The sequence below is a fragment of the Streptomyces sp. NPDC087787 genome, from assembly GCF_044743035.1.
In the GTDB taxonomy this organism is placed as follows: Bacteria; Actinomycetota; Actinomycetes; order Streptomycetales; family Streptomycetaceae; genus Streptomyces.
This window is the reverse complement of sequence record NZ_JBIUVQ010000008.1, coordinates 284419-306675: the sequence shown is the minus strand read 5'-3', so window position 1 is coordinate 306675 and position 22257 is coordinate 284419. Positions and strand designations below refer to the sequence as shown.

Annotated in this window: 24 protein-coding genes; 12 read left to right on the top strand and 12 right to left on the bottom strand. The window is 71.9% G+C overall.

The window, feature by feature from the left end; genetic code table 11:
* Positions 1-136: 136 nt before the first annotated feature.
* From ACIOWN_RS16045 to ACIOWN_RS16030, 4 genes are all read left to right on the top strand, one after another.
* Positions 137-592: a MarR family transcriptional regulator gene (locus ACIOWN_RS16045; protein ID WP_362356353.1), complete on the top strand. Its 456-nt coding sequence runs from the start codon at positions 137-139 to the stop codon at positions 590-592.
* Positions 589-1452 (top strand): ATP-binding cassette domain-containing protein, encoded by an 864-nt coding sequence (locus ACIOWN_RS16040; protein WP_362356351.1) that lies wholly within the window; start codon positions 589-591, stop codon positions 1450-1452. Before ACIOWN_RS16045 ends, ACIOWN_RS16040 begins: the two co-directional genes overlap by 4 nt.
* Positions 1412-2272: an ABC transporter permease gene (locus tag ACIOWN_RS16035; protein WP_362356349.1), complete on the top strand. Its 861-nt coding sequence runs from the start codon at positions 1412-1414 to the stop codon at positions 2270-2272. Before ACIOWN_RS16040 ends, ACIOWN_RS16035 begins: the two co-directional genes overlap by 41 nt.
* A gap of 212 nt (positions 2273-2484) precedes the next feature.
* Positions 2485-3015 carry a hypothetical protein gene (locus ACIOWN_RS16030; protein ID WP_362356347.1) on the top strand — a complete coding sequence of 177 codons (531 nt, stop codon included), beginning with the start codon at positions 2485-2487 and terminating at the stop codon, positions 3013-3015.
* Positions 3016-3139: 124 nt separating this feature from the next.
* Here the strand turns inward: ACIOWN_RS16030 and hemC are convergent, their stop codons facing one another.
* Positions 3140-4075 carry a hydroxymethylbilane synthase gene (gene hemC / locus ACIOWN_RS16025; RefSeq protein ID WP_362356345.1) on the bottom strand — a complete coding sequence of 312 codons (936 nt, stop codon included), beginning with the start codon at positions 4073-4075 and terminating at the stop codon, positions 3140-3142.
* Between the two features lie 75 nt (positions 4076-4150).
* Positions 4151-5113: an ATP-dependent DNA ligase gene (locus ACIOWN_RS16020; RefSeq protein ID WP_401982520.1), complete on the bottom strand. Its 963-nt coding sequence runs from the start codon at positions 5111-5113 to the stop codon at positions 4151-4153.
* 211 nt (positions 5114-5324) lie between these two features.
* Here ACIOWN_RS16020 and ACIOWN_RS16015 point away from each other — a divergent pair, with 211 nt between their 5' ends.
* A complete protein-coding gene (locus tag ACIOWN_RS16015) occupies positions 5325-6296 on the top strand; it encodes a TauD/TfdA family dioxygenase (RefSeq protein WP_362356343.1) in 972 nt (323 codons plus the stop codon).
* Positions 6297-6342: 46 nt separating this feature from the next.
* Here the strand turns inward: ACIOWN_RS16015 and ACIOWN_RS16010 are convergent, their stop codons facing one another.
* The 3 genes from ACIOWN_RS16010 to ACIOWN_RS16000 all read right to left on the bottom strand — a co-directional run bounded on the left by ACIOWN_RS16010 (position 6343) and on the right by ACIOWN_RS16000 (position 9933).
* Positions 6343-7845: a metallophosphoesterase gene (locus ACIOWN_RS16010; protein WP_362356341.1), complete on the bottom strand. Its 1503-nt coding sequence runs from the start codon at positions 7843-7845 to the stop codon at positions 6343-6345.
* Positions 7846-7932: 87 nt separating this feature from the next.
* Positions 7933-9126 carry a glycoside hydrolase family 64 protein gene (locus ACIOWN_RS16005; RefSeq protein ID WP_401982510.1) on the bottom strand — a complete coding sequence of 398 codons (1194 nt, stop codon included), beginning with the start codon at positions 9124-9126 and terminating at the stop codon, positions 7933-7935.
* Between the two features lie 186 nt (positions 9127-9312).
* Complete coding sequence (locus tag ACIOWN_RS16000; RefSeq protein WP_362356337.1) at positions 9313-9933, bottom strand: L-threonylcarbamoyladenylate synthase; 621 nt, start codon at positions 9931-9933, stop codon at positions 9313-9315.
* A 387-nt stretch (positions 9934-10320) separates the two neighbouring features.
* On the opposite strand from ACIOWN_RS16000, the gene ACIOWN_RS15995 reads away from it, so the two are divergent.
* The gene (locus ACIOWN_RS15995) at positions 10321-11832 is read left to right on the top strand and encodes a helix-turn-helix domain-containing protein (protein ID WP_362356335.1); all 1512 of its coding nucleotides are present in this window, start codon (positions 10321-10323) and stop codon (positions 11830-11832) included.
* A gap of 575 nt (positions 11833-12407) precedes the next feature.
* Here the strand turns inward: ACIOWN_RS15995 and ACIOWN_RS15990 are convergent.
* A complete protein-coding gene (locus tag ACIOWN_RS15990) occupies positions 12408-13910 on the bottom strand; it encodes an FAD-binding oxidoreductase (RefSeq protein ID WP_401982508.1) in 1503 nt (500 codons plus the stop codon).
* 253 nt (positions 13911-14163) lie between these two features.
* On the opposite strand from ACIOWN_RS15990, the gene ACIOWN_RS15985 reads away from it, so the two are divergent.
* A complete protein-coding gene (locus ACIOWN_RS15985) occupies positions 14164-14511 on the top strand; it encodes an antibiotic biosynthesis monooxygenase family protein (RefSeq protein ID WP_401982506.1) in 348 nt (115 codons plus the stop codon).
* A 26-nt stretch (positions 14512-14537) separates the two neighbouring features.
* On the opposite strand, the gene ACIOWN_RS15980 is transcribed toward ACIOWN_RS15985, so the two are convergent.
* Complete coding sequence (locus tag ACIOWN_RS15980; protein ID WP_401982505.1) at positions 14538-15659, bottom strand: DUF4037 domain-containing protein; 1122 nt, start codon at positions 15657-15659, stop codon at positions 14538-14540.
* A 56-nt stretch (positions 15660-15715) separates the two neighbouring features.
* Positions 15716-16120 carry a nuclear transport factor 2 family protein gene (locus ACIOWN_RS15975; RefSeq protein WP_401982503.1) on the bottom strand — a complete coding sequence of 135 codons (405 nt, stop codon included), beginning with the start codon at positions 16118-16120 and terminating at the stop codon, positions 15716-15718.
* Positions 16121-16356: 236 nt separating this feature from the next.
* On the opposite strand from ACIOWN_RS15975, the gene ACIOWN_RS15970 reads away from it, so the two are divergent.
* The gene (locus ACIOWN_RS15970; RefSeq protein ID WP_401982502.1) at positions 16357-16521 is read left to right on the top strand and encodes a hypothetical protein; all 165 of its coding nucleotides are present in this window, start codon (positions 16357-16359) and stop codon (positions 16519-16521) included.
* Between the two features lie 51 nt (positions 16522-16572).
* Positions 16573-17013 (top strand): Lrp/AsnC family transcriptional regulator, encoded by a 441-nt coding sequence (locus ACIOWN_RS15965; protein ID WP_401982500.1) that lies wholly within the window; start codon positions 16573-16575, stop codon positions 17011-17013.
* A 71-nt stretch (positions 17014-17084) separates the two neighbouring features.
* Here ACIOWN_RS15965 and ACIOWN_RS15960 read toward each other — a convergent pair whose 3' ends face one another.
* Together ACIOWN_RS15960 and ACIOWN_RS15955 are read right to left on the bottom strand one after the other, a co-directional pair.
* Positions 17085-17972 (bottom strand): Gfo/Idh/MocA family protein, encoded by an 888-nt coding sequence (locus tag ACIOWN_RS15960; protein WP_401982499.1) that lies wholly within the window; start codon positions 17970-17972, stop codon positions 17085-17087.
* A 184-nt stretch (positions 17973-18156) separates the two neighbouring features.
* Positions 18157-18387, bottom strand: coding sequence for a hypothetical protein (locus tag ACIOWN_RS15955; protein WP_401982497.1), 231 nt, complete (start codon positions 18385-18387; stop codon positions 18157-18159).
* A 217-nt stretch (positions 18388-18604) separates the two neighbouring features.
* Between ACIOWN_RS15955 and ACIOWN_RS15950 the strand changes: the two genes are divergently transcribed.
* Complete coding sequence (locus tag ACIOWN_RS15950) at positions 18605-19423, top strand: SAM-dependent methyltransferase (protein ID WP_362356317.1); 819 nt, start codon at positions 18605-18607, stop codon at positions 19421-19423.
* 115 nt (positions 19424-19538) lie between these two features.
* Here ACIOWN_RS15950 and ACIOWN_RS15945 read toward each other — a convergent pair whose 3' ends face one another.
* The gene (locus ACIOWN_RS15945; protein ID WP_362356315.1) at positions 19539-20462 is read right to left on the bottom strand and encodes a helix-turn-helix transcriptional regulator; all 924 of its coding nucleotides are present in this window, start codon (positions 20460-20462) and stop codon (positions 19539-19541) included.
* A 118-nt stretch (positions 20463-20580) separates the two neighbouring features.
* Positions 20581-20811 carry a DUF397 domain-containing protein gene (locus ACIOWN_RS15940; RefSeq protein WP_401982496.1) on the bottom strand — a complete coding sequence of 77 codons (231 nt, stop codon included), beginning with the start codon at positions 20809-20811 and terminating at the stop codon, positions 20581-20583.
* Between the two features lie 153 nt (positions 20812-20964).
* Here ACIOWN_RS15940 and ACIOWN_RS15935 point away from each other — a divergent pair, with 153 nt between their 5' ends.
* Together ACIOWN_RS15935 and ACIOWN_RS15930 are read left to right on the top strand one after the other, a co-directional pair.
* Positions 20965-21459, top strand: a complete 495-nt coding sequence (locus ACIOWN_RS15935) for an ATP-binding protein (RefSeq protein ID WP_362356313.1) — start codon at positions 20965-20967, stop codon at positions 21457-21459.
* A gap of 44 nt (positions 21460-21503) precedes the next feature.
* Positions 21504-22022, top strand: coding sequence for a hypothetical protein (locus ACIOWN_RS15930; RefSeq protein ID WP_401982495.1), 519 nt, complete (start codon positions 21504-21506; stop codon positions 22020-22022).
* Positions 22023-22257: the final 235 nt, after the last annotated feature.

Here is a 22257-nt window from a genome sequence, read left to right as displayed (position 1 = left end):
CGGCGCGAATGCGGGTCCGGCCCGGCGGTTCAGCGCCGTGCCGGACCCGCCTCCGTGCTCGCCCGCCGCCGTGTCCCGCGGCATCCTTGACCGGCTCTTGGGGTTTTACCTCTGCCACAGAGGTAATGTCGCAGACGTGACACCGGAGACCTTCCCCGAAGAGCTGGCCGACGCCCTCGTCGGCGTCCAGCGGCTGATTCGCCGCCGGCTGCGCGACGGGATGACCGTGACCCGTCCCCGCGGCGCCGAGATCGAGCTGCTGCGTCTGGTCGAGAGCCGCCCCGGCATAGGAGTCTCGGAGGCCGCCAAGGAGTTGCACCTGGCGGGCAACTCCGTCTCGACACTGGTCAACCAGCTCGTCAGGGACGGTCAGTTGATCCGTGAGACGCACCCCGCCGACCGGCGGGCCGCGCGCCTGCTGCTGACGGAGGCCGCCGGAGCCCGCCTGCGCGACTGGCGGGAACGCCGCGCCGCCCTCGTACGCCATCTGGTGGACCGGCTCGACGAGAAGGACCGGGACGCGCTGCGCGAGGCGATCCCCGCCCTGCGCAGACTGACCGAGAACCTGCGCGAGGAGGCCGACCGCCCATGACCCGGAACGCTGCCGCCGAGCCCGCCGCGGACGCGGTCGCCTGCACCCGGCTCGCCTACGCCTTCGGCGACACCCACGCCGTCGACGGCGTGGACCTGTCCGTGCGTCCCGGCGAGGTGTTCGGCCTGCTCGGCCCCAACGGCGCCGGGAAGACCACGGCGATCCGCTGCATCACCACCCTCCTGCCGGTCCCCTCCGGCATGGTCCGCGTCTTCGGCCACGACGCCGCCACCGAGCGCATGCCGGTGCGCCGCATGCTGGGCTACGTCCCGCAGCAACTGTCCGCCGACGCCGCCCTCACCGGCCGGGAGAACGTGACCCTGTTCGCCCGCGTCTTCGACGTCCCGCGCCGCGAACGCGCCGACCGGGTCGCCCAGGCGCTGGGCGCGGTCGGTCTGGCCGACGCCGCCGACCGCCTGGCGAACACCTACTCCGGCGGCATGGTCCGCCGCCTCGAACTCGCCCAGGCCCTGGTCAGCTCACCCCGCCTGCTGATCCTCGACGAGCCGACGATCGGGCTCGACCCCATCGCCCGCACCGGGGTGTGGGAGCACATCGGCGCCGTCCGCGCCGCCACCGGCATGACGGTCCTGGTGACCACCCACTACATGGACGAGGCCGACACCTACTGCGACCGGGTCGCCCTGATGCACCGCGGCCGCATCCGGGCCCTCGGCACCCCGGCCGAGCTGCGCGAAGGGCTCGGCGAGCGCCGCCGCGCCCAGGGCGCCCCGGCCACGGACCCGCTGCCCACGCTGGAGGACGTCTTCCGCGACGTGGCCGGCAGCGGCCTCGACGACACCTCAGGAGACTTCCGCGATGTCCGAAGCACCCGCCGCACCGCGCACCGCGTCGGCTGACGCCGTCCGCGCCGACGACATCGGCCTGCTGCTGCGGCCGCCGCAACCCCGCGCCGGCTGGCGGCTGCTGCCCTCCCGGGTCGTCGCCATGTGCGCGGTGGAACTCCAGAAGCTCCGCCACGACCGTACCGAGCTCTACACGCGCGCGGTGCAGCCCGCCCTGTGGCTGCTGATCTTCGGTCAGACCTTCACCCGCATCCGGGCGATCCCCACCGGCGGCATCCCGTACATCGACTTCATGGCCCCGGGCATCATCGCCCAGTCCGCCATGTTCATCGCGATCTTCTACGGCATCCAGATCATCTGGGAGCGCGACGCGGGCGTCCTCAACAAGCTCCTGGTCACTCCGACCCCGCGCTCCGCCCTGGTCACCGGCAAGGCGTTCGCCGCCGGGGTGAAGGCGCTGATCCAGGCGATCGTCGTGATCGTCATCGCCGCCCTGCTCGGCGTGGCGCTGACCTGGAACCCGCTGCGGCTGCTCGGTGTCGCCGCGGCCGTCGTCCTCGGCTCGGCGTTCTTCTCCTGCCTGTCGATGACCATCGCCGGCATCGTGCTCAGCCGCGACCGGCTGATGGGCATCGGGCAGGCGATCACGATGCCGCTGTTCTTCGGCTCCAACGCCCTGTACCCGGTCGCCGTCATGCCCGGCTGGCTCCAGGCGGTCAGCAAGGTCAACCCGCTGAGCTACCAGGTCGACGCCCTGCGCGGGCTGCTGCTCGGCACCCCCGCGCACCTGGCCGCCGACTTCGCCGTCCTCGTGGTGGCCGCCGCGCTCGGCATCGCCGCGGCCTCCGCCCTGCTCGGCCGGCTGGCCCGCTGACGGCGCCCGGCGGACCGCCCACGGTGCCGCCCGTCGGAGTGATGTGCGGCACGCCCGGCGGACCGCCTCGGCGGCCCGTCGGCGAATTCCCGCTGCCCACGGCTTGATCAGCGATCAAAGACGGTGAATTCCCCGGCCACGGCGCATTCCGCACATTTGACAGTGCGCTGAGCGCGCGGATAGGAAGCAGCTCTGAAGTCGAGAGGTGCATTGTGTACGAGCCGAACGTGGTCGGTGACTGGCAGGAGTACGAGGAGCATGCCGGTCTGCGAGTCCGCGTCCACCGACTGGAGCGGTCCGAGCCGCCGCGGGGGCGCGACGACGCCGCCGAGGGGCTCACGTACTTCCGCCTCCGCGTCACCGTGGAGAACCGCGGCACGCGGCGTTTCGGCGTCCACCTGGAGGACGGGCAGATCGACGTGCGGCTCGGCCCCGACGGCGAGGGCGCGTTCGTCGACTGGCGCAACTCGCAGTTCATCGAGGGCTACGACGTCTATCCGCTGCGCCGGGTCACCGCGGTCCTGTACGCGGCGGGGCCGGAGGCCGCCCTGTCCCAGATCGACGCGCAGATCCAGCTGCGGGTCGACGAGGAGTGGACCTCCCGCGCGCTGTGGACCGGCCGCGTGGACGGGCACGAGGAGTCCGCCGGAACCGGCACGCACGCCACCGCCGGGCAGGGCGGGCTGGCCCACCAGATCAGCACCTTCCTGCGCGACCAGGCAGGACCGGGCACCGCGGGCTGACCCGCCGCCCTCGCCGTACCCTCGGAGACCTCCGCCGCGCCGCACTCCGCTGCCCCGCCGTATTCCCGGAGCGCCTTCGTCGTGCCCCGCCGGGTCCGCTCCTTGCCGCGCCGCCCCCGCGTCCTCAGTGCGGGATCCCGTCGATGATCTCCCGGGCGCCCTGGCGGAGGAGGGCGACGGCGACCGACGTGCCGAGGGTGGCCGCGTCCAGCCGGCCCGCCCACTCGTGGGCGTTCAGCCGGATCTTGCCGTCGGGGGTGAACACACAGGCCCGCAGCGAGAGTTCCCCGCCCCGGTCGACGTGCGCGTACCCGGCGATCGGGCTGTTGCAGTGCCCCTGGAGCACATGCAGGAACATGCGTTCCGCGGTGGCCGCGCGATGGGTGCCGGGGTCGCCGAGCGGCCCGACCGCCTCGATGAGCTCGCCGTCGCCCTCCCGGCACTGCAGGGCGAGGATGCCCGCGCCGATCGGCGGCATCATCGCCTCCGGGGACAGCACCTCGCTGATGACGTCCGCGCGCCCGATGCGCTCCAGGCCGGACGCGGCGAGCAGGAGCGCGTCCGCCTCGCCCGCGGCCAGCTTCTGCAGCCGCCGGTTGGCGTTGCCGCGGAAAGGCACGCACCTGAGGTGCGGGTGGGTCGCCGCGAGCTGGGCGACACGGCGCACCGCGGACGTGCCGACGCGGGTGCGGGCCGGAAGCCGGTCCAGAGTGAGCCCGCCCGGGTGGACGAGGGCGTCGCGGACGTCGTCACGCTTCAGGAACGCGGCGAACGTCGTGCCGGCCGGCAGCGGCCGGTCGGCGGGTACGTCCTTCAGGCAGTGCACCGCGAGGTCCGCCTCGCCGGCCAGCAGCGCGGCGTCGACCTCCTTGGTGAAGGCGCCCTTGCCCTCGACCGCGGACAGATCGCCCAGCCACTTGTCACCGGTGGTGCGCACCGGGACCACCTCGGTGCGCACACCGGGGTGCGCGGCGGCCAGTTCGGCGCGGACGCGTTCCACCTGCGCGAGCGCCATGGGGGAGTCACGGGAGACGATACGGATCAGTTCGGGGACGGACATGCGGGACACCCTAGACCTCGGTGCGGGCGGCCCGGGCGGTTCAGGACAGTCCGGGGTACGGAAGTTGACGTGCCGTCACGTGTCCCGATCCTCGGGCGGATCCACCACCGCGGCCTCCTCCGGTGTGAGGTCGGGGCGCAGCCGCAGCCAGGAGGGCTGGCGCAGCATCCCCGCCCGGGTACGCACGCTGTAGCGGACCTCGCCGACCAGGCGCGGCAGCACCCAGTGGGCCCCGCGCACCGCCGGTACGGGGTCGAAGGGGCACACATCGGTCGCCAGGACCGCCAGCAGCGCGGCGAGCTCGGACCGCTCCGCCTCGCTCCAGCCGGTGCCCACACTGCCGACGCAGCGCAGCCGCCCGCCCGCGAACCGGCCCATCAGGACGGCGCCCGGCAGGCCCGTCAGCCGGCCCTTGCCGGGCAGCCAGCCGCCCACGAGGACGTCCTCGCTGCGCATGTTGCGGATCTTGATCCAGGCCCGGGAGCGCACCCCCGGCTCGTACACCGAGTCCAGCCGCTTGCAGACCAGGCCCTCGAGGCCGTGCTCGCGGGTGGCGGCCAGTGCCTCGGCGCCGTGGCCGACGACCGCCGAGGGCGTCGACCAGTAGGGACCCGTCAGGCCGAGGCCTTCCAACCGCTCGCGGCGCCGGAGGTAGGGCAGCCTGAGCAGCGGGCGCGCGCCCAGGTGCATCACGTCGAACAGGACGAGGTGGACCGGGATCCGTGCGGCCCGGCGCGCGGCCCGGCCGGGGGCGTGCGCCAGCCCCATGCGCCCCTGGAGCAGCTGGAAGCTCGCCCGGCCCCGCTCGTCCAGCGCCAGCACCTCCCCGTCCAGGATCGCCGGTGTGGCGCCGAGCACCCGGCCGAGGGGCCGCAGTTCGGGGTAGGCGGCGGTGATGTCCTCGCCGGAACGGGCCCGCAGCAGGAGTCCGCCGTCACCGGGCAGATAGGCCACCACGCGCTGGCCGTCCTGCTTCGTCTCGTACGCCCACCGCGCGTCCTGGGCGGCCGGCGGAAGCGAACCCGGCGTGGCGAGCATGGGCGGGATCAGCGGCAGGGTCACGGCAGAGATGTCGACGAACCGGCCCGCCGCCACGCGCGCCGCCCGGCAATTTCCCCTGAAAGGGTCCCCGGCGGCAGTCTGCGGGCGGGCACGTCGCCGACGGGGGAGGGGAGGCGCTGTCGCCGGGGACGGGAAACGCTGACACGATCGGCACAGACCGTCACGACGACCATTTCGGAGCGCGGGGATGACGACGGACACGGGCACAGCGGGCGGGCGGCGGACCGGCGGGATCGAGGTCAGGCCCGTCGCCGGGTACATCGGGGCCGAGATCGGCGGAGTGGATCTGGCCGGGGAGTTCGACGACACCGTGGCCGCCGGGATCCGCGCGGCGGTGCTGCGCTGGAAGGTGGTGTTCTTCCGCGGGCAGCGGCTGGACCACGCCTCCCACGTGGCCCTCGCCCGCCGCTTCGGTGAGCCGGTGGTCCTGCGGCGGCGCGGCGGCGCCTCACCGCCCGACGTGCCCGAGGTGGAGACCACCGCGGACCGGCTGGAGCTGGGCGGGCGGTTCGGCATGGACCACGAGGAGTGGCTTCGGCGGCGCCGGCACACGCTGCTGCGCGGCTGGCACTGCGATCACGGCGCCCGCGTCGACCCACCGGCCGCGACGATCCTGCGCGCCGAGACCGTACCGCCGTACGGCGGCGACACCACCTGGGCCAACCTGGCCGCCGCGTACGCCGGGCTGTCGGCGCCGGTGCGCGCCTTCGTCGACGGGCTGCGCGCCGAGCACCGGCTCGGGGTCGGCTACCAGCCGCGGCCCGGGGACGACGCGTACGTCCGTCACCTGATGGGCCATCAGATCGCCACCGTGCACCCGCTGGTGCGCGTCCACCCCGAGACCGGTGAGCGGGTGCTGTTCGTCAACGGCTACTACGTCGAGCAGATCGAGGGACTCTCCCGGGCGGAGAGCGCGGCGATCCTGGAGATGCTGCTCGCGCAGGCCGTCCGGCCCGAGTACACGGTCCGGTTCCGCTGGGAGCCGGGCAGCGTGGCCTTCTGGGACAACCGGGCCACCATCCACCTGGCGCCAGGCGACAGCGCCCACCTCGGCCACCCACGGATCATGCACCGGGTGATGCTCGCCGGTGACGTACCGGTCGGAGTGGACGGCACACCGTCCGAGCCGGTGACCGGCAGCGAGCCGGGCCGCTGGTGACGCGGCCCGCCGGTGACCGGCCCGCGCACGGCCGGTGCGGCTCCGGTCAGTGCAGGGGGATGACGACCTCGTCCTCGACGGGCGGGTCGATCTCCTGGGCCCGCCCGCCGGTCGCCGCGAAGCAGCGCAGCCGGACCGCCTCCCCGGTGACGTCGAGCCGCAGGAACGACTTGAAGAACGGCGGGCTGAACGTGGCCGAACCCGGCGAGAACAGCTGGGTGTAGAGGCTGCGCACCGGAAGGCGGAAGCGGGCCCGGCGCTCCGGGCGGCGCCCGGCACCGAGCAGGCTCGCCACCAGCCGGACGCGCCGGCTGACCCGTACGCGCTCGCCCCCGGAGCGGACGGACGGGACGCCGAGCCGTTCGGCGACGACGGCCATCGCCTCGGCCTCGCTGAGCGTGAGGAGGCGGCGCAGCCGCAGCCGGCGGGCGTACACCTTGCTGTAGAAGGCCAGGGAGTCGCCGCGCAGCGGATAGCAGCGGAAGCCGGACTCGGTGACGTTCGCCACCGAGACGCGCGGGATGGTGTGGGTGGCGTGCATGAACGCGCCCCCGCCGCCGGAGACGACGTACTGCAGGGTGCGGCCGTCCACGTCGACCGGGTAGCGCTGGTAGTTGTGGATGTCGCCGCCGATCGCGGCCACATAGCGGTGGGCCGGGTCGCGCACGATGTCGTCGACGGTGCCGCCGCCGTCGATGGGGCAGGGATGGTGCTTGCCGTCCACGTACAGCGGTGATCCGGTGAGGAGGATCTTCGGGCGGGGCCCCCGTGACACCTCCCGCAGCCAGGCGCCCTGTTCGGCGTCGATCGTGCCGAGCAGACCGGTGTCGATGCCGACGATCCGCAGCGGACCCGCGTCGATCGCCCAGTACGGGCCCGGCTGGACGGCCTGTTGACCCGGCTGCGACCGCAACTTCCTTGCCTCGGTGAGGCGCTGTTCGTCCACCGGACGCGGCCGGTGCCACAGCAGCGCACGCCACCAGGCGCGGCTCAGCGGCCGGGGTTCCGGTTCGGGCGACAGCGGCGGGGCGTCGTCGCAGAAGACGCGCATGAATCCGCCGAGGTCCTCGTACCAGTCGTGGTTCCCCGGTATCGCGTAGATCGGGGCCGGATAGTCCTGGTACGGGCGGAAGAACTTGGTGCCGTAGTCGTCGGTGCTCCCGACCGGGTAGATCACGTCACTGGCGATCACGGCGAACGCCGTGCCCTGACCCGCCTTCAGCAGGCCGGGTACGACGGCGTACTGCGAGTCGTCGCCCGCGCCGGTGTCCCCGATGACCAGGAAGGAGAAGTCGTCGCCCTCCGGCCGTCGTATCACCTTGTCCGCCGGGGCGCCGGCCGCCGCACGCTGCGCCACCCACCGGGACCGGGTACGGCCGGTCGGGTCCCCGAACCAGGAGGCGACCACCCCGTTGCGGGCGGCCCACAGGACACGTGGGTCGAGCCAGGACAACTTCCTTACCCTGGGGGGCAGTAACTGCCGGTAGGAGCCGGGTTCGGCGCCCGTCCAGCCGGCGCCTTCGACGGTATCGCGTGAGGAGTCAGACACGCGGTGCACCGTAACAACGATCATGCCCGGCGTACGAGAGGGGCCCGGCCGACCGCTCGCCTGGCCCCTCCGTGGTCAACTCCTCTTCTAGTCCAGGGGATCGAGGGTGAGATAGGCCTGCTGCGGATCGCCGTCGTGGACCAGGGACTCCTGGTTGCCGACGTCGTCGAAGGCGAACGCGTAGGCCTTGGAGTCGGCCATCCGGTCATGGATGACGCGCGCGTAGTGGTTGGTCACCGCGTCCTGGTAGAAGTTCGCCGCCGAGGTGTCCGGCTGCTCGGAGTTCACCAGGAGGGTGGAACGGTTGAACGCCGCGCACAGGGTGCGGGAGATGGGGCCGCGCACAGTGTCGTTCGGCGCGTCCAGCAGCTTGTGGCAGCCGAAGACGCTGTCGGCGTCCGGCTTCCGGAAGCTGGTGACGACCGTGCCCGAGGCGTCGGTGAAGTTCATGACGTCCCCCGAGACCCGGCCGTGGTACCGGATGTCGGGCTGGTCCCCGAAGGGGGTGACGGTGAGCGTGGTGCCGGCGTACTTCTGCCACACCCGGTTGACGTAGTCGTCCATCACGTCGCCCGGCAGGTCGCCGTTCTCCATGCCGTGCCCGGGCGCGAGCGCTCGCAGCACGGTGCCGTCGGACCGGGTCTGGATCAGGCCGCCCCAGCCGGACCGCGCGCGCAGGGCGTCGAACACGGCGTGGTAGCCGCCCGGCTTGAGGCGGCCGGTGGTGACGGTGCCTCCGTCGGCGCGCCGGACACCCACCGAGTACGGCGCCGAGAACATGTCCACCTGAGTGCTGTTGAGCCACAGCCCGGCGTCGTTCAGCGTGTACTCGGACCAGTTGAAGAGGATGTCGTGGTTGGGGTCGCCCGGGTTCTGCACCGCGGGCTGGACCAGTCCGCCCGTGGTCAGCCTGAAGTCGAGCTTCAGGCCGTAGGAGAAGTAGATCCGGCCGGAGAACTTGGGGATCCGGATGGTCGCCGACTGCCCGGCGGCCGGACCGGGGATCGAGGCGTCGGGCGCGGGCGTCGGCGGGTTCCCGCCCTCCGGCCACGGGTGGAAGACGCCGTCCGCGTCGGCCCAGCCCTGCCGGCCGGTCGCGAGGGACGTGCCGATGTCGTAGACGTACAGCTGCTCGCCGCGGCCGGAGTCGTTTTTCACCTCCAGCGGGATCGTGTCGGGCACCGCCGCGTCGGCCGTCGTGGGGAGACCGAATCCGAGCAGAGCGCCGACCAGGGCCGTGGCGGCCCCTGCCGACGCGAGCACCTTGAGTCTGCTGAGCATGCTCCACCTCCGTGGGGGGTTGGGGGATACGGAGTTGATTGGTCCGTACCTGAAGTGAGAGCGCTCTCAGAATTGCGTTCAGGGTGCGTGCATGTCAATCAGCGGCATGTTGTACGGGCGTCCACGGGGACCCCGCGGCGGCGGACGCCCGCAGCCACGGGCCGCCCGCTCAGCGCCCGGCGCTCCCTATTCGAACCGCGTGATGTCGCCCGCGCCCTGCCGTACGATCTCCGCCTCGCCACCGGAGAAGTCGATGACCGTGGTCGGTTCGGTGCCGCAGTCGCCGGAGTCGACCACCGCGTCCAGCACGTGGTCGAGCCGGTCCTTGATCTCCCAGCCCTGCGTCAACGGCTCCTCCTCGTCGGGCAGCAGCAGCGTGCTGGACAGCAGCGGCTCGCCGAGCTCCGTGAGCAGGGCCTGGGTGACGACGTGGTCGGGGATGCGCACCCCGACCGTCTTCTTCTTGGGATGCTGCAACATGCGCGGCACCTCCCGCGTGGCGGGGAGGATGAAGGTGTAACTGCCGGGCGTGGACGCCTTGATGGCCCGGAAGACGTCGTTGTCGATCCGCACGAACTGGCCGAGCTGCGCGAAGTCCTGGCACACCAGGGTGAAGTGGTGCCGGTCGTCCAGGTGCCGGATCGTCCGGATCCGCTCGATACCGTCCCGGCTGCCCAGCCGGCAGCCCAGGGCGTAGCACGAGTCGGTCGGATACGCGATCAGCGCGCCGTCACGCACGCTGTCCGCGATCTGACGGATCGCGCGCGGCTGCGGATTGTCGGGGTGCACGTCGAAATACTTCGCCATCCGCCGAGCTTAAGCCGAACCGCCCGCACGGCTGCGCAGGGGCCTGCCCACGGCTGGTACGCGCCGCGGAGCCGCTGTGCGGCCACCGCGGCACTCGCCCGTGCCGTGGTCACTCACTCGCGCCTGGAATTCACAGGCGTACTTCCTGGATCCGGGGGAAGCAGGGTTCTGGAACCGCTCGGGAGCTGTCCCCCCGGCCTCGGGCGTGCGGCTTCGCCGGTGTTCACCATCCCCCCCCGTGAACCTCCGGCGAAGCCGCCTTTCCGCGTGCTTGCCCGACCGCGCGGTGTCCTGGTCCGGACCGGAGGGATACTGCCTGGTAGCGTCGCCGACCGGAAACACCGAGGTCAAGGCCACGGACATGCGACGGATGAGGAGAGGGCCGACATGGCCGGGCGAGAGGACGGGACCGACGGGACCGCCGGAGCGCACGGACGGGCCGACCGGGCGTCCTGGGCCGAGGGACTCCTCGACCAACTGCGGCCGACCGGGCGGGACGTGCGCAAGGTCGTCGCCTGGCTCGCCGCGTCCGTGCGGGGAACCGGCTGCCTGCTGGACGGCACAGGCACCCTGCTGGCAGGGGAACCGGTGCCCCTGGACGGGAACGTGGTCGCGGACGTCGCCTCCGGCCGGTTCGCCTCCGCCGCGTTGGAGGACCGCGGACACCATGTCCGCCTGGTGCGGGTCGGAGGCCCGCATCCGCAGTCGGCCCGGGCCCGGGTCCTGGCCGTCTCCCGCGCCGAGCCCTTCGACCGGCAGGCCGCCGAGATGGTCACCCGCACCGCCGGGGTGCTCGAACTGCTGCTGCGCGCCCACGAGTCGGCCGTGGCCGGGTACCGGCTCGAGAAGGCGACGGCGGCTCTGCGGCTGGCGATCCTGCAACTGCTGATGGTGGAGGACACGGTCTCGGCCCGCCGGGTGGCCGCGGGCCTGTGGCCCGGACTGCTCGACACGGACGCCGCCTGGGTCTACGTCGTCGAGGCCCACCGCGCCGAACGCGACCGGCTGGCCGCCGAGTGCCTGGACGCCACCGGGGAGCGGGCGCTGGTGGTGCTCTGCCCGGCGGTGGACGAGCACGTGATCGTGGTCGCGCCTGTCGAGACCGACGGCCGCCACCTGCGCTCGCTGGTCGGCACGCGGCCGCGCACGTTCCTCGGCGGCAGCACCCGGCACAGCCTGGCCCGGACCGCCACCGCGTACGGGCAGGCCGTGAGCGCCCTCGCGGTCGCCCGGTTCCGCCCGGAGGGGGCCGCCGTGTACGCCGAGCGCAGCCACCCCGAACGCCTGATGGATCCCGAGGCGCTGCGCGCCTGGTCCACCCGGCTGCTGCGACCGCTGGACACGCTGGCGCACCACACGCGCGCCGAACTGCTCGCCACCACCCGGCTGGGCCTGGAGTTCACCGCGGTGAGTGCCGCGAAGGTCCTCGGGGTGAGCCGCAACACGGTACGGGCCCGTATGGAGCGGGTGGAGGGGCTGGTCGGCGCGGACTTCGGCAGCCTGGCCGCCCGGGCCGCCGTCCACCTCGCCCTGAACACCCAGGCCGGCCTGGACCACCAGCCGGCCGTGGGCCCGGCGCCGCCGACGGGCCCGGTACGCTTCGCCGACCTGCTGACCGGACCGGCGCTGCGCACCTGGGCAAGCGAACTCCTCGGCCGGCTGGCGGCGGACGCGCGGGACCTGCGCGGCACCCTGCGCACATGGATCACGGCCGGCGGCAACGCCGAGCGCGCCGCGCAACTGCTCGGCGTGCACGCGCAGACCGTCCGCGAGCACGTGCGCGGTGTGGAGCCTGTCCTGGAACGCCAGCTCCTCGCCGCCGGCAGCGACCTGTACGAGGTCGTCCTGGCCCATCTGGCACTGGGCGACCTCGAACCACCCGCCCTCGGCGCGGAGTAAGGCGGGCATTTGGGACTCACTTGTGCACGGGTGAGCCCTCCACCGGCCCGAAGGGGCATCGGCGCGATACCCAACGGCTGCCCGCTACACGTAGGTTCGACGAGCCGCGGGCACGGGACCGGAACGGGGGACCGGTCCCGTGCCGCCGGCCGCCCACGCACAGGTCACAGCGCCGCTCAACGGCGCCGACGCGAAGACCACCACCCTGCGGACGCCCGCCGCGACCTTCAGCGGACTGGGAGAAAAGGCAACCTTCACTCGGGGTGAGGCGCACGACTTCACGCTGACCATGCGCAACAGCACCAAGCGCACCTGCACCGCTGTCAAGCCCTTGCTGAATTTCCAGATCTTCCTCTCCAAGGGCGGCTCTGGGGGTACGAAGGGACGGTGTACGCCGCCTACGCGGAAGCCTGGGGCGCCACGGTCCGCTGAGGCCGGACTCACCACATGTGACGATGCGCGTGCTCCCCAGTACGGATGCAGCGAAGCTCCGGACGTTCGGAGCGGCAGCCAGGTGGCCTTGGGCCTCCGGAGCTTCGCTGGGCGATGGCAATGAGGACTCGGACCGTGCTCGGTCAGCGGGACGCGGGCGGGATGCTCTGGTCGTACTGGAAGACGTTGCGGGGGTCGTAATCCGCCTTGATCCTGCGCAGCCGGCCGAAGTTGGATCCCCAGTAAGCGGTCTCCCAGTCCTGCATGCCGATGTTCGGCACGTTGACGTAGGCGCCGTCCACGTAGGGGCGCAGTGCCTTGCTGAATTCGGCGATCCAAGCCTGCGCCTGCGGGGTGAGCGGGTCGCAGACGCCCGGCTGGTCGCTGCGCTTGCCCCAGCCGGCGCCGGGCTCGGCGTAGAAGAGCGCGTCGCGGTGCGGGAACGCCGTGCCGCCGCGGGGACTCTTCCTGACCGCGCCCCCGAAGGCCTGAACGAAGTAGTTGCTGTCGTCCGTGGGGGCGTCCTTCACGAACGAGGAGATCACGTCGATCGCCTTGGCCGGGAACGGCTTCTTGGTGAACTGCGAGTAGAACTTCCAGTTCGCGGGTTCGGCCTCGATCGGGGTCTGGAATCCCGCATACACGTCGCCCCAGTTTCCTACCTGCGTCGAAACCTTGGGGCTGTCGATCGACAGGATCGGGGCCAGCAGCTTTTTCGCCTCCGCGAGTGTTCCTTCCGCGAGGACCGCGAACAGCAGGATCTGGTTCCGGTGAAGTTCGAGCTGGGTGCCGAGGCGGTTGTCGGTGTAGGGCGCGGTGCGCTGGTAAGCCTCGAAGATCCTGCGCAGGTAGCGCAGGTCGTTGCGTCCGTCCCAGGTGGCCTGCACATACGTGACGCTCTTCAGCGGGGCCACTTTGTAGGTGAGGGAGGTGACGATTCCGAAGTTGCCGTTGCCCGCTCCGCGCAGCGCCCAGAGCAGATCCGAGTGGTGGTTCAGATCGGCCTTGATCACCTTGGCGCACTCGTCGCCTTCCGCGACGACGACCTCGGCGCCGATCAGGCTGTCGCAGGCCATGCCGATCCAGCGGGTGAGGAAGCCGAGGCCGCCGCCGAGCGTCGCGCCGGACAGGCCCACGCTGCCTTCGGTGCCGGTCGTCACCGTGAAGTTCTGCTTCGCGAGCGTGGTCACCGCTTCCAGCTGGTTGAGTCCCGAGCCGACCGTCGCGACACGAGCGGCTCTGTCGATGTGGACCGACTTCAGCTCGCTGATGTCGATCACGAGGCCGCTGTCGACGTTCGACCAGCCCTCAAGGCTGTGGCGGCCGCTCCGGATCCGCAGCGCGACGTCGTTCTGCCGCGCCCACGTCAGGGCGTTGACCACGTCCTGGGTGTTCCGAGCGAAGACGATCACCAGCGGATAGTGAGAGAAGAGCTGGTCCCAGCCGAGGCGCGCGTCCGTGTACCCGGGATCGTGGGGGCGGACGACGCGGCCGGTCAGCTTCGCCGGCCGGCACTTCGCCCCGTGCGCCTCGGTCCCGGCACTCGCACCGGAAGCCTCGGCGGCCGTGACGCCCGGCACGGCGATCGCGCCGGCACCGGCGACGGCCGTCGCCTTGAGCAGTCCGCGACGGGAAAAGTCGTTCATGGTCCGTGTCCTCTCGACCGCCAATGGGTGCGAATCGGGCTTTTGGGGGCCTTTTGCGCGAAGCGCACGTTAGCAAGGGTGGCCCGCGGCGGCCCGTCCCGACACGTTCGCCACCACGGCCGAGGCGCATTCAGCCGTCAGGCAGGCCGACCGGGAGCGTGGGTGGGCAACCGGTTGGCAGGGTTGCGAGGTCAGGCGGGTGCGCGAGATCGTTCGAGGCGCTACTGCCGGTGTCGTCTGCTGGAGGACCTCCGTGACCGATCCTGCGCCCGCGTCGCTGCCCGCCCCGCCCTACTACGCCGTGGTGTTCACCGCCGTGCGGACCGCCGGCGACAACGGCTACGCGGAGGCGGACGAGCGGCTGATGAAACTGGCTGCCGACCAGCCGGGGTTCCTCGGCGTCGATTCCGCTCGCGGTGCGGACGGCCTGGGGATCACGGTGTCGTACTGGAAGGACGAGGACTCGATCGCCGCTTGGCGGGATCACGCGGAGCACGCCCTGGCCCGTGCGCGCGGACGCGAGCACTGGTATGCCTCGTTCTCACTCCACGTGGCCAAGGTCGAGCGCGCCTACGGGTTCAGCCGCCCGGCAGACCTGTAGGCACCACCGCGCTTGGGCGGTGCCTGTCACGGACCTGCTGCCTCTCGTCCGAGAGCATGCGCTGTGGCCCGTATGGCTTGGGGCTGGTCGATCAGATCAGTGCTGTCCGCCCACTGGTCCACGCCTCCCACGAGCGCCGACGTCCGAAGGTCCGGGTCCGTGACCGTCTCCGCGAGTGCCCGCGCGAAACGCTCGGCGCGCAGAACCTGGAAGGGACGCGAGTGGTAGGGCCGCCGCCTCGGGTCCACCGGCGCGTTGAGCCCCGATGCGTTCTGCAGGGCAGCGACAATCTCATACGCGTCGCACAGACGCGCCTCCCGGGTTCGGTGGTCCGTCGCCGCCAGCGCACCACGGAGAGCCGGCTTGAGCGGCTCCGCCGCGGGCAGCCGGCCGAAGGCACTGCCGAGCCACTTGCCGTAGGGGGCGTAGCGGCGCTCCAGCAGCAGACAAAGGCGCATCAGATCACGCACCAGACGAGCTGCCACGACGGCCGAACCGATGTCGTCACCGACCTCCGCGCAGCGACCCACGAACGCTTCTTCCCGCGAGACGCGCTGCCACTGGCAAGCCAGCAGATACCGCCACACCTGGCCTGGATACCACGCCAGCCGCCGCCGGGCGTCGGTGAGAGTACCGAGCCCGTCATGGAACACCGCTCCACCAGTGGTCTCGGCGAGCCTCTGCTGCGGCATCGCCAGCCATTCACCAGTGGTCGGCTCTGCACCGGCCGGACGCACTCCGAGTTGCTCGGCCAGCCATCCGTCCACGTCGTGCACGTCGACGCGATGGTTCACCGGGCCGTCGGCCGACTGCATGCGCCCGACCGGATCCAGCGGATCGTCGCTCTCCTCGAAGTGGGTGGGCCAGCCCCGAACGTCCTTCGGCAGCCTTTCGGCCAGGGTGCGACGGATCGCACCACCGTGCTGAGCCCGGTCCTCGGCTGTCACGAAGATCTCCAGCCGCGGGCCCCACTCGTGATCCGCCGACCGCGGTGTGTCGAAACCGAGCACCTCGGAGCCGCTGCCGATCCGAGCAGCCGCGTAACGCAGCCCTGGAAACGCATCCCGGAGGATCGGCTTCACCGCCTCCTCGTACAGGACCTCCGACAACTCGAGGCCAGGTACGAACCGGGGTCCAGAGATCGCCATGGCCCAACTGTGCTGGACCCGCTCACCCCGGGGCCACCGGTTATCCGCCCTGCCGGTCAGGCCCTGGCTATGTTCCTGCCCGGCATCGGTTCCGCGAGCGCCGTCCGCCATTCCGGGGCGTCGAAGGCGTCCGCGAAGTACTGGGTCTCGTGCACCACGTGCCCCTCGGCGAATTCCATGATGCTCACCGAGTAGGTCGGCACCCCGTCGTACGTGATGACGCACTCGCTCACCCACAGATTTCCGCCGCCCATGATCCGGTGGATGGTGAAGTGGCGACTGGCGGGGTGCCCGCCACGTTGCGCCGAGATCGTCGCGCGGCCCCGGAACCGTTCACCCGACTGGGGATAGTCGAGGACGGCGTCCGCGGCGTAGATGGCGTGCTCGGCCTCGGTGTCCCCACGTTCCGATGCCCGCCAGTGTTCCTCGATCGCGGCCCTGGTCCGGATGTCAGGATCCATCGCACCGTCCTTCCGCATGCGGCCGGGCAGGTCGCCCGCCGATCGCACGCCCCGCGTGCACGCCTCCACGACCCCGACCGGGCCCCCGCACCTCACGACCGCCCCCCGCCTGGCCGGAAGCACGCTCACCTGACGGAAAGGTTCCGCCCCCGGCACCGCACCCGGCGACGGCCACGCAGGGACGCATACGTCCAGGGAACGGCCCGCCGACCTCGTCGGCAAGGCGGACGCCGGCCGTGCGGCGACGGGAGTGTCCAGCGGTCAGCATTCTGAGGGCGCGCCGGGGCATCCTGCTCACCCCGTTCCACGACATGGCGCTGATGTGCCCCGACACCACCGAGCAGGACGTCGACGCGCACACCGAGCTCTTCGCCGCCGCCCTGGCCGAACTGCTCGGCTGACGGCAGGGCCTACGCTGGGGCGAGCCGGCCGGGAGAGGGAGAGCGACACACGTGGACGAGATCGACCGGGCCATCCTGCGCGAGTTGCAGACCGACGGAAGGATCGCGTACGCGGACCTGGGCCCCAAGGTCGGTCTGTCCGCGTCCGCCGCCCGCCAGCGGCTCCAGCGCCTGCTGGACTCCAGGGCTGTCCAGGTGGTCGGCGTGACCGATCCGATGGCCATGGGCGGACAGGCCATGGCCCTGCTGGGCATCGGCGTGGACGGCGACCCGCGGGCGGTCGCCGACGAACTGTCCGGCCGCCCCGAGGTGGTCTACTCGGTACTGACCTCCGGCGGCTTCGACCTGTTCGCCGAGGTCGTAGCGCCCGGCCCGCGGGACCTGCTGGACTTCGTCAACGACGTGGTCCGTCCCATCGAGGGGGTACGGCAGGTCCAGTCGTTCCCGTACTTCGGCATCCACACCCACCGGTTCCTGTGGGACGTGGGCTGACCTGCCCCTCTCCGGCCGCTGTCAGTCACCCTCCGGCGGGCGGGGGCAGCGCGGCCGCGCTGCCGGGCCGGTCAGTCCGCATCGTGCGTCAGCTCCGTCTCCGCCGCCGCGAGTATCTCGGTGACCCGGAGGCCGAACGCGGCGTCGCACGGATGGGGTCGGCCGGTGCGGGCGGCGGTGAGCAGCGCGTCCGCCGCGCGCGTGCAGGCGGCGGACGCGTCCTCGGAGGCCTCCGGAAGCAGCGTCACACCGGCCTCGCCGCGCAGTTCCACGGTCGCCCCGGCCGCCGCCGGGGGAGCGGTCAGGCTCAGGGTGAGGGTGCTGGACGCGCCGCCGACGTGGTCGAGGACCGCGTGCACCGTGTCCCCCGGACCGTGCGCGGCGGCCGTCACGCGCCGTACGTCGCCGAGGACCGGCAGCAGTACCGACAGCGCGTGCGGGCCGACGTCCCACAGCGCGCCCTTCTCCCGCCGCCACGGCGAGTCGGCGAACGGGCTGTCGCCGGTGAACACCGCGCCCAGCCACTGCGCCCGCGCCGTGAACCAGTCCCCCCGGGCGGCCTGCTCGGCGATCCAGGCCGCCGGTTCGGGCTGGAAGCGGGTGGTGAAGAAGACCACCGAGGCCACACCGGTCTTCCGTACGGCCCCGACCACCGCGCGGCCCTGTTCCACCGTCGCGGCGAGCGGCTTGTCGAGCAGCAGATGGCAGTGCGCCCGCGCGGCCCGCACCGCGAGGTCGGCCTGGATGTGCGGGGGCAGCGCGACGGCGACCGCGTCCACCTCCGCCAGCAGGGCGTCGAGATCGTCGAAGGCGTGGGTGCCGTGTCGTTCGGCGAGATCCTTCGCGGCGGCCGTACGGCGCCCCCACACGCCGGCGAAGTCCAGCTCGCCGTGGGCGCTCAGGGAGGGGGCGTGGACCATCCGTGCCCAGGGGCCGGTGCCGAGCAGTCCGATGCGCATACCGGTGCCTCTCCACTGTGCCGGACAGAGTGACGACCGGCCGTACGGGCCGGTCGTCACCGAGCGTGTCACAGGACCCGGGTACCCGAGCAAGCCCACCGGCGAAAGCGGGCAGGGAACGGGCCCGGCGGACGCACGCCCGGCGCACACCCGCGTGCGCACGCGGGCCGGGAGGCACGCCGGCTCAGGCGGCCCGTCGCCGCTCGCCGGAGGCGGTCGGGCCCGACGCGGACGCGACCGGGCCGGCCTCGGGCCCGGAGCCGCGGCGGCCACCCGGGAGCAGCCGCAGATGTCCGCGACGCCCGGCATGGCGGCCCCGCGCCGGAGCCGGATCCAGCATGCGCTGCTCCACGTGGTCCATGACCACCAGCAGCACGGACACGAGCGGTAGCAGCAGTACGGCGACGAAGACCATGACACCCCCTTGTCCGACAGAGCATCCGGGTGCTCCGTACCGCGCGGTTGATGGGTGCCGCCCGGTGAAGAATTCGTGAGGATCGGGACAGACCGTGATGCCGTCGCGGGCCGTGTTCCGACCGTGGACTGGTTTGGGAAGATGCCGGTTCCCTACGATGTACTCTCCGTCCAACCGGCCCAGTTGGCGCGGTGGAATCGGCGAATCTGGGGGACTGATGCCTGCGGAGAACCAGCTGTCGACGAACATCGACGAGAACGTTCCGACGGCTGCGCGTATGTACGACCACTACCTGGGTGGCAAGGACAACTACGCGGCCGACCGGTCCGCGTGCGAGGAACTCGACAAGGTCGTCCCCAGCACCCGCCGGCTCGCCCTCAACAACAGGCGCTTCTTGCAACGGGCCGTCCGCACCCTCGCCGAGGAACACGGGATCCGGCAGTTCCTCGACCACGGCTCCGGTCTGCCCACCCAGAACAACGTGCACCAGGTCGCCCAGCGCGTCGACCCCGAGTCGCACGTGGTCTACGTCGACAACGACCCCATGGTGCTGGTCCACGGCCGGGCCCTGCTGCAGCAGGACGAGCGCACCGCGGTCATACACGCCGACTTGCGGCAGACCGACGAGATCTTCTCGCACCCCGAGACCCGGCGCCTGATCGATTTCTCGCAGCCGGTGGCCGTGCTGTTCAACTCGGTGTTCCACTGCATCCCGGACAGTGACACCGACGGCCCGCTCGCCGTGGTGGAGCGCGTGCGGGAACGGCTCGTGCCCGGCAGCATCATGCTCATGTGCCAGCTCGTCAGCGAGGACCCCGAAGTGCGGGCCTTCGTCACGGACTTCATGGACAAGGCCACGCAGGGCCACTGGGGCCGGGTGCGCCAGGAGAAGGACGTCGCCGAATGGTTCGAGGGCCTGGAGCTGCTCGAGCCGGGTCTGGTCGAGGTGTCCACCTGGCGGCCGGACACCGAGGTGGCGCCCCGTCAGCTCACCCATGAATGGGTGGAGTTCGGCGGCATAGGCGTGATCCGCTGACCGCATACGGCAACGCCCCGTCCAGGACCCGGACATCGGGTGTTGGGCGGGGCGTTCGTCTCATCCGGCCTTCGCGTGGCCTCGGCTGCCGTCTCCGGGCCGGTGGGCGAAGAAGCTAGGACGCGGAAGCGTAGCGGTCGTTGGCCGTCTTGCGCAGCAGCGCCAGGGACTCCTGCGGCGTGAGCGCCTCGTCCGCCAGCCGGTCCAGGGCGATCCGGTACTCCTCCGTCTCGTCGCGGTCCTCGAGGAAGTTGGCGCTTCTGATGTGCTCCAGGTAGACGACGTCCGGCAGGTCCAGGCCGCCGAAGCGGAGGTACGTGATCGGGATCGCGGGTGCCGACGCGTTGGTCACGTCCAGCGGGACGATCTGCACGGTCACATTGGGACGTTGTGCCATGGTGACGAGGTGGCCGAGCTGCTCGCGCATGACCTCGCGGCTGCCCAGAACGCGCAGCAGGACCGATTCGTCGATGACCGCCCACAGCTGAGGCGCGTCCTGCCGCAGCAGCAACTCGGCCCGCCGCGTGCGCAGTTCGATGCGCCGCTGCACTTCGTTCGCCGAGGCGGTCGGCAGCCCGCGCTCCACCACTGCCCGGGTGTACGCCGCGGTCTGGAGCAGCCCGGGCACGTACTGGATCTCGAAGGTGCGGATCGCGGCGGCCGCCTCCTGGAGGCCGACCAGCCGGTCGAACCACTCGGGCATCAGCCGCTTGTCGTAGCGCTGCCACCAGCCGGGCTCGCCCGCCCGCCGCAGCAGCCTGAGCAGGACCGAGGACTCGTACTCGTCGGTGCCGTACAGCTTCAGCAGGGCGCGGACGTCGCCCTCGGCCGGAGGGCGGCGTCCCTTGCCCGACTCGATGCGCGAGAGCTTCGCGGCGCTGAACCCGAGTTCGCGCGCCGACTGCTCCTGGGACATCCCGGCGTCCTCGCGGAAGCCCGCCAACTGGACGCCGACCAGCATCTTCAGCAGAGTCGGGGCAGGCTCGGTCCGGTCCAGATAGGGTTCGAGGCGGGAGATGCGATGTGGCTCGGCGGACATCCTGGCTCCCAGTAGACCGGCAGACTGAGAAGTCACCGTACCGCACCGTACGGCTGCGGAGGGCAGCCGCCGGGGGAAGTCGGCACGTTCCCTCCGCTTCTTGGCCGGACGGCCCCGTTCACAGCAGATGGTCGAACTCGCCGTCCTTGGCGCCGGCCAGGAACGCGGCCACCTCGGCGGGGGTGTAGACCAGCGCGGGGCCGTCGGGGTCACGGGAGTTGCGCAGTGCGATGTCGCCGCCGACCAGAGCGGCGACCTCCACGCAGTTGCCTTCGGCGTTGCTGTGCCGGCTCTTGATCCAGCGGGCGTCCAGCGAACTGGCCCGCACTCCGTTCCGCACTGGTGCCACCGCGGTCTCCTTGCTGTTCACGTTCGCACGTCCGCTCGCACTTTCACGAGAAATTTCGCGTGCAATTGCACGCGGACGCTGTCAGCGTGGATAATAGCGGGGGCGTCAACCCCTTGTGGACGCCGTTCGGTGACGTCGCATCAGGGAGATGACGTGCCCTCACCAGTGAGCCGTGTGCTCGAAGTGCCGAGCGCGGCCGCCGTGATCGCGCCGTGGGCGGAGGGGACCCCCGGCGCGATCGCGGCCGCGGCACTTCGGATCGACTGCGGCCGGGAGGGATTCGCCCGGGCCCGCGCCTTCACGCGCGAGACCTTGGTCAGATGGTCGCTCGACCACTGCGCCGACGACGCCGCCCTCGTCGTCACCGAACTCTCCGCCAACGCGGCGACGCACGCGGTGCCGTACGCCCCGCCCGGTGACACGGCCGTGTGGCTCGGACTCGCTGTCGACGCCGCACAGCTGGTCATCACCGTCTCCGACCCCTGCGCCGGCCGCCCCATACGCCGCACCCCGGCGGGCTTCGGCCTGCTGGAGCACGGCCGGGGCCTGCGCCTGGTCGACGCCCTGGCCGAGGACTGGGGCTGGACCCCGAGACCCCCGGCCGGCAAGTCGGTCTGGGTGAGGCTGTCGACGCGTTCACCCCACTGAACCGCCCTTCCCCTCTTACGACCGCCGCCGGAAAGGACGACGCCATGCGCACCGTACCGATGGAGCAGCCCGGCGCTCAGCGCACCGACCGCGCGATCCCGTTGTCGGGCCTGGGGCAGGTGCCCTGGAGCGACATCAGGGACTCCACCGGCCCCGCAGCCGACATCCCCCTGTTGCTCCGCCGGGTGGCCTCGGGCGACGCCCGGACGGCCGGTGCGGCGCTGGACGAGCTGCGCGGACGGATCTGCCAGTACGGCTTCGTGGTGGAACAGGCCACTGCCGCCACCGTTCCCTTCCTGTGGGAGCTCGCCCAGCTTCCGGGTGTGACCTGCCGTGCGCGGATCATCCAGCTGCTCAGGAGCATCGCCGACGCCCGGCAGTGGGAGAGCGTCGCCGCTGTCTACCCCAAGCTCCTCAACCATCCTGAGAACCCGGTGGTGTGGGAGCGCAGGGCGCGGCAGGCCGTACGGTCCCGGAGCGGCGCGCTGCCTGCGCTGCTGACCGACCGCGACCGTGACATCGCCGAGGCCGCGGCGGAGCTCGCCGAGGCGCTCGCCGAGTGAACCCGGATCCGGGGACCGCCGGGCGGCCCCGACCGCCCGGCCCCGGAATCCTCGGCCGGCCCTGACCGCCCGGACCCCAGGGCCTCCGGCCGGCCCTGATCGCGCGGACTCACTGCACGAATTCGGCCACCAGCGCGAAGAATCACCCGTCGAGTGGGTCCATGACCGCAGGATGTCCGCCCCGAGGGCCTCACGGCGGAGTGTTCTCCTGTGTGTCTCCTGCGTGCCGCTCACC

Bases quoted from the DNA above. Each gene is read 5' to 3' on its own strand.
- ACIOWN_RS15975 (WP_401982503.1), bottom strand. From the start codon at position 16,120: ATGGATCCTGACATCCGGACCAGGGCCGCGATCGAGGAACACTGGCGG.
- ACIOWN_RS16040 (WP_362356351.1), top strand. From the start codon at position 589: ATGACCCGGAACGCTGCCGCCGAGCCCGCCGCGGACGCGGTCGCCTGC.
- ACIOWN_RS16015 (WP_362356343.1), top strand. From the start codon at position 5,325: ATGACGACGGACACGGGCACAGCGGGCGGGCGGCGGACCGGCGGGATC.
- ACIOWN_RS16000 (WP_362356337.1), bottom strand. From the start codon at position 9,933: ATGGCGAAGTATTTCGACGTGCACCCCGACAATCCGCAGCCGCGCGCG.
- ACIOWN_RS15990 (WP_401982508.1), bottom strand. From the start codon at position 13,910: ATGAACGACTTTTCCCGTCGCGGACTGCTCAAGGCGACGGCCGTCGCC.
- ACIOWN_RS15995 (WP_362356335.1), top strand. From the start codon at position 10,321: ATGGCCGGGCGAGAGGACGGGACCGACGGGACCGCCGGAGCGCACGGA.
- ACIOWN_RS15960 (WP_401982499.1), bottom strand. From the start codon at position 17,972: ATGCGCATCGGACTGCTCGGCACCGGCCCCTGGGCACGGATGGTCCAC.
- ACIOWN_RS16035 (WP_362356349.1), top strand. From the start codon at position 1,412: ATGTCCGAAGCACCCGCCGCACCGCGCACCGCGTCGGCTGACGCCGTC.
- ACIOWN_RS15930 (WP_401982495.1), top strand. From the start codon at position 21,504: ATGCGCACCGTACCGATGGAGCAGCCCGGCGCTCAGCGCACCGACCGC.
- ACIOWN_RS15980 (WP_401982505.1), bottom strand. From the start codon at position 15,659: ATGGCGATCTCTGGACCCCGGTTCGTACCTGGCCTCGAGTTGTCGGAG.
- ACIOWN_RS15945 (WP_362356315.1), bottom strand. From the start codon at position 20,462: ATGTCCGCCGAGCCACATCGCATCTCCCGCCTCGAACCCTATCTGGAC.
- ACIOWN_RS16005 (WP_401982510.1), bottom strand. From the start codon at position 9,126: ATGCTCAGCAGACTCAAGGTGCTCGCGTCGGCAGGGGCCGCCACGGCC.
- ACIOWN_RS15950 (WP_362356317.1), top strand. From the start codon at position 18,605: ATGCCTGCGGAGAACCAGCTGTCGACGAACATCGACGAGAACGTTCCG.
- hemC (WP_362356345.1), bottom strand. From the start codon at position 4,075: ATGTCCGTCCCCGAACTGATCCGTATCGTCTCCCGTGACTCCCCCATG.
- ACIOWN_RS15955 (WP_401982497.1), bottom strand. From the start codon at position 18,387: ATGGTCTTCGTCGCCGTACTGCTGCTACCGCTCGTGTCCGTGCTGCTG.
- ACIOWN_RS16020 (WP_401982520.1), bottom strand. From the start codon at position 5,113: ATGCTCGCCACGCCGGGTTCGCTTCCGCCGGCCGCCCAGGACGCGCGG.